We start from the raw sequence: 12,392 nt of genomic DNA, 5'->3' as shown, positions 1-12,392 counted from the left end.
TCAGTCGGACTTCTTGTGCCAGTTGCGGCGTTTGACGACCGGCGGCTTCGGACGGTCGATGCGCACGTACAGACGGAAGCGTTCGTCACGGTCGGCCACGCGGCGGCCTTCCCACACCAGCTTCCAGACGAAGTCGGACATCGCGCTCGGTTCGCCGTAGTCCTGCGTGTCCTGACGCAGGATTACGTCGCAGTCCTGGTCGAAGGAGAAGTGCATGTCGCCGAAATAGGCGAAGGTCGCGATCTGCGCATTACCGAGGCGCACCGGTGAAATGCAGGTGTAGTCGTCCGGCAGATGGGCGGATATCTGTTCAGCGACGTCCTTATAGGTCCGGCTGTAGTTGACGACCGGCAGCCATAACGTCATGAGCAGCACCCACATCAAGGTGGTGCCGGCGCTCGAAAGCACCACGCTGCGCCACAAGACTTTCGGATGGCGCGCGAGACGCCACCGCACCAGCACGAACCAGCAGATCGTGACGGCGACCGCGCACACGAACGACAGGATCTTGAACTGCGGCGCGAAGCCCGGCGCGAGACGCGCGAGGTTGCGCGCGAGCGGATGCGGGAAGCCGGTCAGCCCCGCGATATAGACCAGCCAGACGAAGCTGCCGAGAATCGTGAAGCTCAGGAGCGCGAACCAGTCGATCGCGTTGATCGCGCCGCGCTTGAGCGTGGGCAGCGCGAAAGCGGCCAGCACTGCGAGCGGCGGCAGCAGCAGCATGTAAAGCCGGTTCGACTGATGGCTCTGCAGCACGACCAGCACGAACAGCGGCCCGATTACCGAAAGCGGAATGGCGACGTGCGGCGCGCGCCGCAGGCCCGACCAGCTGAACCATGCCCAGAGTGCCAGCGGCCACGCCGGCCAGGTGAAGAGCGGCAGATTTTTCAGCGCATAGCCGGCGACCGAGCCGGGCGGCCCGGCGAACGAACTCAAGCTGACGTGCACCCACTGATTGAGGTACCAGACGGCGTCGTTGGGGAAGGCGGCGAGCGCGGCGATCGGCCACGCCACGGACAGTGCGAGCGCGACCGGCAGACCCGCCAGCAGGAGCCAGCGCGAGCGTGTCTCGCGCACGATCAGGGTCATCGCCAGCGTGCCGAGCAGCAGTGCGCCGACCAGCACCGGGCTGCTGGCCAGGGTGACGAGCGCGATGGCGAGTCCCCAGATCAGCGCGCCCTGAATCGGCTTGTCGATCATGCGCACGAGCCCGTACACGAGCATCGCGATGCCGAAGAACTGCGCGAGCTGCGGCGTGGTTTCGTGGCCGCGCTCGGCGAGGCCGAAGCAGGCGAGCAGGATCAACAGCGCGCCGTCGGCGAGTGTGCGGCCGTAGTCGCGTGGTTCCGGCTCGCCGCCGAACGCGTACTTGAACGGCTGGACTTCGGCGCGGCGGCCGAGCAGGTAGGCGGCGTACCAGACGAACGCGCAGCCCGCGCAGAACATCAGGCCGGTGAAGACACGCGAGGCATTGCTCGCATCGACCCACGGCGCGAGCAGGCGGATCGCGCTGGCGCCGAACCAGTAGCCGAGCGGACCGTCTTCAGTGAGGTATTTGCCGACCAGATTCGGCAGCAGCCAGTCGTGCGCGCCGCCGTTCGCCATGGTCCACATGACGCCGAAGCCGGCTGCATCCTCGTTCTTCCACGGATCGCGGCCGAACAGTCCGAACGATGCGTAGACGATACAGATGGTCAGCAACAGCCAGCGCGGCAACGCACTGGTCGCTGAAGCAGTGAGGCGAACGACAGGTCTCATGCGGTGTGTGGATATCGGATAAGCGGTGCAGCCGGGACCGGACGGCATGTCCGGCTGGAATGGCCAATTTGGAGCATCCGGCATTGTAGTCGTGCCGTGCGATGCGCGTCACGGCCGGTAACGGCTCGCAACGTCGTTGGGAAAGCTGTAACACGAGTTCGGCGCTGCGCCGCGCGCGAGCGCTTGACCCTCGGGCATTGGCGATGAATCAGCCAGGCGACAAAAAAGGGCAGCTCGCGCTGCCCTTTTTGCTCCTGCTTCGCTGCCGGCCAAAGCCGGCGACGAGTCAGGTATTACTTCGCTGCTGCCTTGCCGGTAGCGCGCGAGCCGAACTTGTTGCGGAACTTCTCGACGCGGCCTGCCGTGTCCATGATCTTTTGCTGGCCGGTGTAGAACGGATGCGATTCCGACGACACTTCGATCTTGGCGAGCGGGTAGGTCTTGCCGTTGAATTCGGCGGTTTCACGCGTCTGGATGGTCGAGCGCGTCACAAACTTGAAGTCGTTCGAAACGTCGATGAACAGAACTTCGCGGTAATCCGGGTGAATGCCTTCTTTCATGGTCTTTCCTTTAATCTGGCGGTAGCCAACCCGCGTGCGACCGTATTTGAACGGACCGCATCTAGGCGCGAGCCACTTGCCTATGGTCGAAAAACGGCGATTATGCCAGAAAATCAGTCGCTTGACGACTTTTGCGCCGGCTTTTTGCTAACGGTGCATGCCGTTTTCACGGCTGTTTTGCAGGGTCGCGGCGCGTGTGCGCACCGGGCGGCGGCCGTTGCCTGGCGGGCGTTGCGCGTCAGCCGGACGTGAATGTCATGCCGACTCGCGCCGGATCCTGCCTGTAATAGCGTGCGAGCAACCGGTAAAGCTCCGGATACTCGGCTTCGAACGCCTGCGGTTGGACGAACAGCGCCTCGCTGCAAACGGCAAAAAATTCCGATGGGTGGTCTGCCGCGTACGGATCGATCAGCGAGTCGCGCTCGAAGCGCGCCCAGCGGCGCTCGGGCACCGCGTCGACTTTCGCGCAGAAGTGGTCGTAAGCGTGGTCGAACACGTCGGCCCACGCTTGGGAATCGAGCGGCGCGTGCCAGCGGCGAATGAGCGGTGGGTGGCCGTCCGCCTCGCCGTTCAGCATGTCGATCTTGTGCGCGAATTCGTGAATCACGACGTTATAGGCGTCCGAGCCGTCCGTCATCTGCGCGTCTTCCCACGACAGCACCACGGGTCCGCCTTCCCATGCTTCGCCGCTCGCGTCCTGTTCGACTTCGTGCACCACGCCGTCTTCGTCCTCGACGGTTTTGCGGATCACGAACTCGCCCGGATAGACGATCACGCCGACCCAGCCGCGATACAGATCGAGGCTCAGGTTCAGCACCGGCAGACACGCTTGTGCCGCGATCGCCACGGTCATCGCGTCGGTCAGCTCAAGCTCGTGCGCGGTCGAAAATTCCTTCTGCGCGAGGAACAGGCTCGTCAGTTCGCGCAAGCGCACGAGCTCCGGCGCATCGAGATGCGCGAGGAACGGCAGGCCGTCGAGCGTGGCCTGCCAGAGCGAATCGTCGATCGCGTAGTCGCGCAGCGCGCGCTCGCGCCGGCGTGTGCCGAACCATTGAGTCAGTTTCGAGAGCATGGCCTGAAGCAACCTTTAGTCGATCTGTTTTTGCCACGCGGCAAATAGGCCGCCGCATATCGCCACGCCGATCAGGAAGTAGAAGCCGTCCAGCGAGGCCAGAAAACTGGCCTGTTGCGCGACCGTGCGGCTGATTTCCACGATCGCCAGCGAGTGCGCCTCGGACGGCGAGCGGCCGGCGACGGCAAAGCCATTCGTCAGCGCGGCGAGCGAGTTCTGGAACAGAGGATTGTACGGATTCACGAACTCCGCGAGGCGAGTTTCGTGCAGCGCCTGCCGATGCTGCTCGACGATGATCACGGAGGCCGTCGCGAACGACATGGTCAGTTGCCGCACGATGTTTTTCAGCCGGTAGCCGTGCGTGAATTCTTCGATGGCGAAAATTCTGAATGTCAGATTGGCGACCGGCAGCACGATGAACAGCAACAACAGGCCGCGCAACAGCAGCGGCAGCAGCAACGCCGCTTCGCCGACGCCGGGCGACATGCGCGTCATCCACGCCGCCGCGAACGCGGCCACCGCGAAGCCGGGCACGATGATCCACTTCTTGCGCGGCAGCAGCTTCGCATAACGGAAATAGACGAACAGGGCACTCGCCGAAATCAGCGACGTCACGCCGACCAGTGGCCCGGTGTTTTCGACCGGATAGCCGAGTCCACTCTCGAGAAAGCGCGAGATCAGATAGCTGAACACGGTCGAGATGTAGTAGTAGAACATGTAGAGCACGAGCCCGACCTGGAAGACCTTCTCTCGCAACGCATTGAGGCGCACGAGCGGCGCGGGATGATGCCACTGGTGATAGGCGAACCAGCCTAGCGCGACGATCCCGGCGACGCTCAGCAGAATCAGTCCGGGCGACGCGCTGAACAACTGGAAGCGCACCTGCTGCATCACGATTTGCAGCGCGCCTTGTGCGAACGCGAAGATAATGTACGGCCAGAAATGGGCGGCGCCCCGTTCCTCTGGCAGGCGGTTGCCGGAGTCGGGCAGCGCGAGCAAGGCCAGCACGGCGAACAGCACGCCCACGGGCGCCGTGCACGCGAACAGCGCGCGCCAGTCGAAATGCCCGACCAGTTGGCCGCCGATCAGCGGCGCGAGCGCGCTGCTCAGGACGATCAGCACGAGAAACGCACGGGTGGCCGCGGGCCGCTGCTGCGGTTTGAAACTCATCTGAATCAGGATGCGGCAAGTGCCCATCATCGGCCCGATGAAGTAGCCTTGGAAGCCACGCGCGAACGCCAGTTCGATCGACGATTCGCACATCGCCGCGGCCATCGCACCGGCAGCATAGAGCAGCATGCAGCCGGCCACGTAGCGCCGGTAACCGAAGCGTTCGACCCACCATTGCTGCTGCAGGATGCCGAGCACCGCCGCGACTGCATAGGCGCTCGACGCCCACACCAGTTCATCGGGCGACGCGTTGATGCCGCCGGCGATATAGCTGGTGAAAAACGAGAAGATCGAGTTGTCGAAATAATCGAGGCCGGTGACGACGGCCAGCACCCAGGGGAAGAAATCGCCGCGCAGTTTTTCGACGCTGAACAACCGTACGCGGGATGACGTCGTGCTCATGAAGATTCGCCCGGCGTGGGGTCGTCAGATTCTTTTGCCTGCTTTGCGGGTGGCGCATTGCCCGCTTTGGCGCGCGCGCTGCGGCGCTGTTCGAGCAGCGCCTCTGCGTTCTCGCCAGCGAGGCGCCGCTTGAGATAGTCGAGGTCGGGGCTCAGTTCGGCGCGCAGCTTCTGCGCTTCCTTCAGTTCGCGGCGCATGCTTTCGATGCGCGCGTCGAGTGCTGCGACCTGTTGCTCGATGGCGTCGTGAATCTGCTGCAGCGATTCGGTCGAGTAGCGGTGGCCGCCGTCGACGGCCTCCAGCGGACGCTTGAGCATTTCGGTGACGCTGTGCAGCGAGAAGCCGAGCGAGCGCAAACGCAGAATGCGGCCGAAGCGCTTCAGATCATCCTCGTCGTAAAGCCGGTAGCGGCCTTCGCTGCGCGTGGGCGAAACGAGGCCGCGTTCCTCGTAGTACTTCAGGGTGCGCGCGGTGACGCCGAGACGTTCGGCGGCGTCGCGTACCGTCAGCAGAGTGGGTGAGTCCTTGGACATAGGCGTGTGACAGATATGACGGACTGGTTGCATTGTACTTCAACGTGTACGTTCACGTACATGTTGCTGCGCTAGACGACATCGACGTTGGGAAGCTGACGTGGTTTGCGCGCGACGCGGAGACGACAAAAAAGACGGACGAAAAAAAACCGCTCGTTTGCGACGAGCGGCTTTTCTATGCGATGCGGATGGAACGGCTAGTGCGGCAATATCGGCCCAAGGCCTTAGCTGCCACCGCCACGACGCATCATGTCGAAGAACTCGGAGTTGCTCTTCGTCTGACGGATCTTGTCGAGCAGGAATTCCATCGACTCGACTTCGTCCATGTCGTGAATGAACTTGCGCAGCACCCAGATCTTTTGCAGCACTTCGGGCTTGATCAGCAGTTCTTCGCGGCGCGTGCCTGACTTGTTCAGGTTGATCGACGGGTAGACGCGCTTTTCAGCAAGACGGCGCTCGAGGTGCACTTCCATGTTGCCGGTGCCCTTGAATTCTTCGTAGATCACGTCGTCCATGCGGCTGCCGGTTTCGATCAGCGCCGTGCCGATGATAGTCAGCGAGCCGCCTTCCTCGATATTGCGCGCCGCGCCGAAGAAGCGCTTCGGACGTTGCAGCGCGTTGGCGTCGACACCACCCGTCAGCACCTTGCCCGAGGCCGGCACGACGGTGTTGTACGCACGCGCGAGACGCGTGATCGAGTCGAGCAGAATCACCACGTCGTTCTTCATTTCGACGAGGCGCTTGGCTTTTTCGATCACCATTTCGGCGACTTGCACGTGACGCGCGGCCGGTTCGTCGAACGTGGAGGCGATCACTTCGCCCGCCACCGAACGCTGCATTTCGGTCACTTCTTCCGGGCGTTCGTCGATCAGCAGCACGAACAGCACGACATCCGGATGGTTCTGCTTGATCGCGTGAGCGATGTGCTGAAGCATCACGGTCTTGCCGGACTTCGGCGACGCCACCAGCAGGCCGCGTTGCCCTTTGCCGATCGGCGCGATCATGTCGATGATGCGGCCCGTGACGTTTTCTTCGCCACGCATTTCACGTTCGAGCAGCAGCACCTTGTTCGGGTGCAGCGGCGTCAGGTTTTCGAACATGATCTTGTGCTTCGAGGCTTCCGGCGGCTGGCCGTTGACCTTGTCCACCTTCACCAGCGCGAAATAGCGTTCGCCGTCTTTGGGCGTGCGCACTTCGCCTTCGATCGTGTCGCCCGTATGCAGGTTGAAGCGGCGGATTTGCGACGGGCTGATGTAAATATCATCCGTGCTGGCGAGGTACGAGGTTTCCGGCGAGCGCAGGAAGCCAAAGCCGTCCGGCAGCACTTCAAGCGTGCCGTCGCCGAAGATCGTGTCGCCCGTTTTGGCTCGTTTTTTTAGAATGGCAAACATCAATTCCTGCTTGCGCAGGCGGTTCGCACTTTCGATCTCGAGGCCATTGGCCATCTCGATCAATTCGGACACGTGCAGAGTCTTAAGCTCGGATAAATGCATACGGAGAACCCGCAGGAGAAGGTGCGACGAAATGAAATCTGGGAGGAGAGTGAGCGGAACCGCTCAAGGACTTACACGTCTTTTCGACGTTTTGCGGATTCTAGCATAGCACACGCCAGTTTCCGTCAGTGCGACGGCATGGCATCTTTCTTGTTGAGCGTGTTGCCGGCTGACAACACGCTCAACACAACGCGCCCGCGGGCCCCGGAAGGCTCGGAGCGCGCCGTTGCGACCGCTATTACAGGTTGCCGTCGAGGAACGCGGTGAGTTGCGACTTCGACAACGCGCCGACTTTCTGCGCGGCGACAGCGCCGTTCTTGAACAGGATCAGCGTGGGGATGCCGCGCACGCCGAACTTGACCGGCGTCGATTGATGTTCGTCGACGTTGATCTTGGCGATTTGCAGGCGATCGGCGTAATCCTTCGCGACTTCGTCGAGGATCGGCGCGATCATCTTGCACGGACCGCACCATTCAGCCCAGAAATCGAGCAGCACGGGTTTATCGGATTTAACGACGTCCTGTTCGAACGATGCGTCGCTAATATGCTTGATTTGTTCGCTCATTGTATGAATACCTCTATCGGTTCGAGGCCCGCCTGAATTGCTCGCCACGATACGTCAAAACCTAAGGAAACTTCCGTTCGCTTTGCCGCAATCGGAGCCTTTCGACACACGCCGGAAAAGGTGAAAGCCCGTTTCGGAATATGCGGAGAGCTCGCGCTTGCGGGTCATCCGTACGGCAGTTTAGCTTAATTCGCTATGCGTTGCCGGGGGCGATAGTACCCATCAGGGGCAGTGGGGCCAACGGCTGCCGATGAAGTGCCACCGTGTTTCATCAACCATGACGCAGCCTATCTGGAGGCTCCGCAGCCAAACTCAAGTGGCATCCGCACGGGTTGGTCGCGGCATTCGTCTATATGGTGTAAAGGGCGCGATTCGGCGCGCCGTTGACGCTTTGCTCGTATTAACAGTCGCACGACGGCCCAAGCGGTGATAGAATGTTTCGTGACGGGCCTCCTCGCATGGAGGGATGGTCAACCTGGTCAGGTCGGGAACGAAGCAGCCACAGCCGTTTTCCACCAGTGCCGAGGGTCGGGCTCGTCACCTTCCTTTTTCTGTTTTCTCTAGTTGTTCTCCGCGGGTTCTTCCGCGAACGCTTTCCATCTCCTGTTTTACCCTGAGTGCAGCGGCATGCAACCGTGCCTTATCGTGTTTTCGCGCGCCTTATCTATTTTTTTCTATCGGTCCGTTAGGCAGTTTCAATGAAGTGGCGCGAAGCGTTCGCGCGCCGTCGCGAATCGGTTTTGCGCGGCATCGTTACTGATACAATTTCCGGATGACCTATCAAGTTCTCGCACGCAAATGGCGGCCGAAGGATTTCGCTTCGCTCGTCGGACAGGAGCACGTGGTGCGCGCGCTCACGCACGCGCTCGACGGCGGCCGTCTGCACCATGCCTATCTGTTTACCGGCACACGCGGCGTCGGCAAAACCACGCTGTCGCGCATCTTCGCCAAGGCGCTGAATTGTGAAACCGGTGTGACCTCCACGCCGTGCGGCGTGTGCCGCGCGTGCCGCGAGATCGACGAAGGGCGCTTCATCGACTATGTGGAGATGGACGCGGCGAGTAATCGCGGCGTCGACGAAATGGCGGCGCTGCTGGAGCGCGCCGTCTACGCGCCGGTGGATGCGCGCTTCAAGGTCTACATGATCGACGAAGTGCACATGCTGACCAACCACGCCTTCAACGCCATGTTGAAGACGCTGGAAGAGCCGCCTTCGCACGTCAAGTTCATTCTCGCGACTACGGATCCGCAAAAGATTCCGGTCACGGTGCTGTCGCGCTGTCTCCAGTTCAATCTGAAGCAGATGCCCGCCGGCCATATCGTCTCGCATCTCGAGCACATTCTCGGCGAAGAGAAAGTGCCGTACGACGCCCAGGCGCTGCGCCTGCTCGCACGCGCGGCCGACGGTTCGATGCGCGACGCGCTCTCGCTGACCGATCAGGCGATCGCCTATTCGGCCAATCAGGTCAATGAAGAAGCCGTGCGCGGCATGCTCGGCGCGCTCGACCAGAGCTACCTGATTCGTCTGCTCGACGCGCTCGCGGACGGCGACGGCGCCGCGGTGCTGTCGGTCGCCGACGAGATGGCGTTGCGCAGCCTGTCGTTTTCGACGGCGCTGCAGGATCTGGCGAGTTTGCTGCATCGGATCGCGTGGGCGCAATTTGCGCCGTCGTCGGTGCTGGACGAGTGGCCCGAGGCGGCCGACCTGCGCCGCTTCGCTGAAGCGCTGAGCGCCGAGCAGGTGCAATTGTTCTATCAGATCGCGACGATCGGCCGAAGCGAACTGGGTCTCGCGCCGGACGAATACGCCGGCTTCACCATGTCGCTGCTGCGCATGCTCGCGTTCGAACCGGCGCCGACGGGCGGTGGTGGCGCAGTGGGTTCGGGCCGTGCGCCTGGCCAGGCGGGGGCGAGTGGGGCGAAACGCGCGGGTGCGCCGGCTGTGGCCGCGCACCAGGGCGCGTCGGGAGCGCCGGCGATCGCGGGTGCGAGCGCTGTGTTGGGGAGTTCGCGTGGAGCGAGCGTGGACGCCACTGCGCCGGTCCGCGAAACGCAGACTGGCAATGCTGCGGCAGTAGGTAAGGGCGCTGCGGCTGACGCATCGGTTCAGCCTGCGCAGCAAACCAATAGCTCGATTGAAGTACGGCCTGCTGATAACAGCATTCAAGCTACGCCGCCGGATTCTGCTCAAGGCATGGCAGCAGAGCAATCGCTTGATGCGCAGCCGGCAATCACCGCCGAGTCGGCGCCGGTTGTTCATGAGGTGAATTCAGCGCCGTTGCAGGCGGTGGACGATGCCGCCGCGACACCTGCGTCGCCAGTGTCGTCTGCAACCCCTGCGGCCGCCGCCTTGGCGCCGTGGGATGACGCGCCCGCCGACTCGGCGGTGAACGAAGCTTCCGTAACCGCTGGCGTTGATGGTTCGGCCGCAACTGAAATCCCCGCAGCCGCATCCCTCGACGACTCAGCGCCCGCGTCTTCGCTAAGCGCACCCGCAGCCGCCGCGCTCGCACGCACCGAGCAGGCCGCAGCAGTACCGTCTCAAGAGCCGTCACCCGCAGCCGATAGCGCGCCGCGTCGCGCAGGCGGCGCGAGCGCCGCACTCGATGTCTTGCGCAGCGCCGGTTTGAAAGTGTCCTCGGACCGTGGCCGCGCAACCGCGGCAGCGGCCGCGAAGCCCGCCGCGCCGGCTACGCCGAAGCCGGCCGCGCCGCGCGTCGTCGTTCCCGTGCCGACGCCGGGCGCCGCGCGCCGCGCGCCGCAGCAGGATGCCGCGCCAGCAGCCCCGGCCGCTCGCGCCGCAGGGGCAGCGCAGTCAGCGCCCGCGCAGCGTAACGGCGCCGAGCAAAGCGGCTCGTCGGTGCCCCCGTGGGACGACATGCCGCCCGACGAATACATACCGCTCACCGCCGCGGACGAAGGCTACTACGGCCTGCCGGACGACAGCTACATGCCTGTGTTCGACAGCGGCCCTGACGATGTCCGCGTAAGCGCGACGCCAGCGGCCACACCCGCGCCGGTGGTCGATCAACGTCCGCTGCCGCCCGCCGTGCCGCTCGATCCGCTGGGTTTCAAAGGCGACTGGCCGGCGCTCGCCGTCGACCTGCCGCTCAAGGGCATCTCATATCAGCTCGCATTCAACAGCGAACTGATGGCGCTCGAAGGCAACACGCTCAAACTGAACGTGCCTGTTCCGCAGTACGCGGAAACCTCGCAGGTCGCTAAACTGAAAACGGCGCTCGCCGACAAGCTCGGCCAGACTGTCGAGGTGCTGGTCGAAGTCGGTCCGGCGCGCCGCACGGCCGCCGCGCACGACGCCGCCCTGCGCGCGCAGCGTCAGCAGGAGGCGGAGCGCGAGATCGGCGCCGATCCGTTCGTGCAGTCGCTGATCCGCGAGTTCGGCGCGAGCATCGTGCCGGGCTCGATCCGCCCGATTACTCCGGACGCCGGTTCGAACGGCGCGCCGTCGGTCCACTGATTCGCCGCGCGATGCACCATAGCGCGTCCGATTTCCGAATTTCACGCTATCAAGAAGGAGCATGTCCATGATGAAAGGCCAACTCGCCGGGCTGATGAAGCAAGCCCAGCAGATGCAGGAAAACATGAAGAAGATGCAGGAGCAACTCGCGCTGATCGAAGTCGAGGGGCAGTCGGGCGCCGGTCTCGTGAAGGTGACGATGACCTGCAAGAACGACGTGCGCCGCGTATCGATCGACCCTAGCCTGCTCGCCGACGACAAGGACATGCTGGAAGACCTCGTCGCCGCTGCGTTCAACGACGCCGTGCGCAAGGCCGAAGCCACCGCCCAGGAAAAGATGGGCGGCATGACCTCGGGCCTGCCGTTGCCGCCGGGCTTCAAGCTGCCGTTCTGAACCAGGCCGCCGCAAGGCGGCGGGTCAGGCGCCGTAGCTGCTGTCGCCGCGGCGTGAACGGAACGCGCGAATTGCGCACGCTGCACGTGCCGTCTGTGCGGCACTCGCTGCGCGCGTGTTCCGGCTGGACCCGACCGGCCGTGGCTCGGCTGAAGTGCGCATCGCGCGCGCTTAACCGGGCCGTCGCCGGAATGATGTAAACCGATCGAATCAACCGCATCGCCACCCGGATAGCCGGGCACTACCCACTTCGACGCCGATCCGCATGAAACAACCTTCCGCCTTGTCGGCGCTCGTCGAAGCGCTGCGCGCGCTGCCCGGTGTCGGGCCGAAGTCCGCGCAACGCATGGCGTACCACCTGATGCAGCACGACCGTGACGGCGCCGAAAAACTCGGCCGCTCGCTGCTGTTCGCCACCGAGCATCTGCAGCACTGCGAGAAGTGCAACACCTTTACCGAAGCGCAGATCTGCGAGGTCTGCCTCGATGAAGAGCGCGATCCCACCTTGCTGTGCGTCGTCGAGACGCCCGCCGACCAGATCATGCTCGAGCAGACCATGACCTATCGCGGCCTCTATTTCGTCTTGATGGGGCGCCTGAGTCCGCTCGACGGCATCGGTCCGAAGGAGATTCATTTCGACCGGCTGGTCAGACGCGCGTCGGATGGCGTCGTCAAGGAAGTCGTGCTCGCCACCAATTTCACCAACGAAGGCGAGGCGACCGCGCATTACCTCGGGCAGACGCTCAAGGCGCGCGGCCTCGCCGTTACGCGCCTCGCGCGCGGCGTGCCGGTGGGCGGCGAACTCGAGTATGTCGACGCCGGCACGATCGCCCGCGCCATGCTCGATCGTCGCTCGATGTAGAAGGCGCCCGCCGCACGGCAACGGGCGTCAGGATCGGAACGGCTTTGCATGGGGCAGGAGTAGGCGCTAAAGCGCCAACTCCTGCCGACAGCTTTGCATGGGGCG

General features: G+C 63.5%; 10 protein-coding genes and 1 other RNA gene. 4 read left to right on the top strand and 7 right to left on the bottom strand.

The features are described from left to right. The 7 genes from P0D96_RS09880 to trxA form a co-directional block, all read right to left on the bottom strand. Window positions 1–1,758: an ArnT family glycosyltransferase gene (locus tag P0D96_RS09880; protein WP_132374780.1), complete on the bottom strand. Its 1,758-nt coding sequence runs from the start codon at window positions 1,756–1,758 to the stop codon at window positions 1–3. 293 nt (window positions 1,759–2,051) lie between these two features. After that, window positions 2,052–2,318, bottom strand: a complete 267-nt coding sequence (locus P0D96_RS09875; RefSeq protein WP_064269917.1) for a type B 50S ribosomal protein L31 — start codon at window positions 2,316–2,318, stop codon at window positions 2,052–2,054. Between the two features lie 238 nt (window positions 2,319–2,556). After that, window positions 2,557–3,390 (bottom strand): M90 family metallopeptidase, encoded by an 834-nt coding sequence (locus tag P0D96_RS09870; protein WP_408288112.1) that lies wholly within the window; start codon window positions 3,388–3,390, stop codon window positions 2,557–2,559. A gap of 15 nt (window positions 3,391–3,405) precedes the next feature. Next, entirely contained in the window at window positions 3,406–4,962 is a 1,557-nt protein-coding gene (locus P0D96_RS09865) for an MFS transporter (protein ID WP_408313220.1), read from the bottom strand. Next, entirely contained in the window at window positions 4,959–5,495 is a 537-nt protein-coding gene (locus P0D96_RS09860; RefSeq protein WP_408313217.1) for a MerR family transcriptional regulator, read from the bottom strand. Before P0D96_RS09860 ends, P0D96_RS09865 begins: the two co-directional genes overlap by 4 nt. 224 nt (window positions 5,496–5,719) lie before the next feature. Next, window positions 5,720–6,988, bottom strand: coding sequence for a transcription termination factor Rho (gene rho / locus P0D96_RS09855; protein ID WP_006048863.1), 1,269 nt, complete (start codon window positions 6,986–6,988; stop codon window positions 5,720–5,722). Between the two features lie 238 nt (window positions 6,989–7,226). Then, complete coding sequence (gene trxA / locus P0D96_RS09850) at window positions 7,227–7,553, bottom strand: thioredoxin TrxA (protein WP_006048864.1); 327 nt, start codon at window positions 7,551–7,553, stop codon at window positions 7,227–7,229. Window positions 7,554–7,996: 443 nt separating this feature from the next. On the opposite strand from trxA, the gene ffs reads away from it, so the two are divergent. The 4 genes from ffs to recR all read left to right on the top strand — a co-directional run bounded on the left by ffs (window position 7,997) and on the right by recR (window position 12,287). Next, window positions 7,997–8,095: signal recognition particle sRNA small type (gene ffs, locus P0D96_RS09845), an RNA gene on the top strand. Window positions 8,096–8,325: 230 nt separating this feature from the next. Then, window positions 8,326–11,031: a DNA polymerase III subunit gamma/tau gene (locus tag P0D96_RS09840; RefSeq protein ID WP_408313214.1), complete on the top strand. Its 2,706-nt coding sequence runs from the start codon at window positions 8,326–8,328 to the stop codon at window positions 11,029–11,031. Window positions 11,032–11,098: 67 nt separating this feature from the next. Continuing rightward, window positions 11,099–11,425, top strand: a complete 327-nt coding sequence (locus tag P0D96_RS09835; protein ID WP_007182071.1) for a YbaB/EbfC family nucleoid-associated protein — start codon at window positions 11,099–11,101, stop codon at window positions 11,423–11,425. 265 nt (window positions 11,426–11,690) lie between these two features. Continuing rightward, window positions 11,691–12,287, top strand: coding sequence for a recombination mediator RecR (gene recR / locus P0D96_RS09830; RefSeq protein WP_011488245.1), 597 nt, complete (start codon window positions 11,691–11,693; stop codon window positions 12,285–12,287). The last annotated feature ends 105 nt before the right edge of the window (window positions 12,288–12,392 follow it).

The organism is Paraburkholderia sp. RL17-347-BIC-D (assembly GCF_046027915.1).
Lineage (GTDB): Bacteria > Pseudomonadota > Gammaproteobacteria > Burkholderiales > Burkholderiaceae > Paraburkholderia.
Note: the sequence above shows the minus strand (reverse complement) of the source record. Positions and strands in the feature narration are given on the sequence as shown.

Excerpts from the sequence above, each read along its gene's own strand:
- P0D96_RS09880 (WP_132374780.1), bottom strand. The coding sequence starts at position 1,758 with ATGAGACCTGTCGTTCGCCTCACTGCTTCAGCGACCAGTGCGTTGCCG.
- P0D96_RS09875 (WP_064269917.1), bottom strand. The coding sequence starts at position 2,318 with ATGAAAGAAGGCATTCACCCGGATTACCGCGAAGTTCTGTTCATCGAC.
- P0D96_RS09870 (WP_408288112.1), bottom strand. The coding sequence starts at position 3,390 with ATGCTCTCGAAACTGACTCAATGGTTCGGCACACGCCGGCGCGAGCGC.
- P0D96_RS09865 (WP_408313220.1), bottom strand. The coding sequence starts at position 4,962 with ATGAGCACGACGTCATCCCGCGTACGGTTGTTCAGCGTCGAAAAACTG.
- P0D96_RS09860 (WP_408313217.1), bottom strand. The coding sequence starts at position 5,495 with ATGTCCAAGGACTCACCCACTCTGCTGACGGTACGCGACGCCGCCGAA.
- rho (WP_006048863.1), bottom strand. The coding sequence starts at position 6,988 with ATGCATTTATCCGAGCTTAAGACTCTGCACGTGTCCGAATTGATCGAG.
- trxA (WP_006048864.1), bottom strand. The coding sequence starts at position 7,553 with ATGAGCGAACAAATCAAGCATATTAGCGACGCATCGTTCGAACAGGAC.
- P0D96_RS09840 (WP_408313214.1), top strand. The coding sequence starts at position 8,326 with ATGACCTATCAAGTTCTCGCACGCAAATGGCGGCCGAAGGATTTCGCT.
- P0D96_RS09835 (WP_007182071.1), top strand. The coding sequence starts at position 11,099 with ATGATGAAAGGCCAACTCGCCGGGCTGATGAAGCAAGCCCAGCAGATG.
- recR (WP_011488245.1), top strand. The coding sequence starts at position 11,691 with ATGAAACAACCTTCCGCCTTGTCGGCGCTCGTCGAAGCGCTGCGCGCG.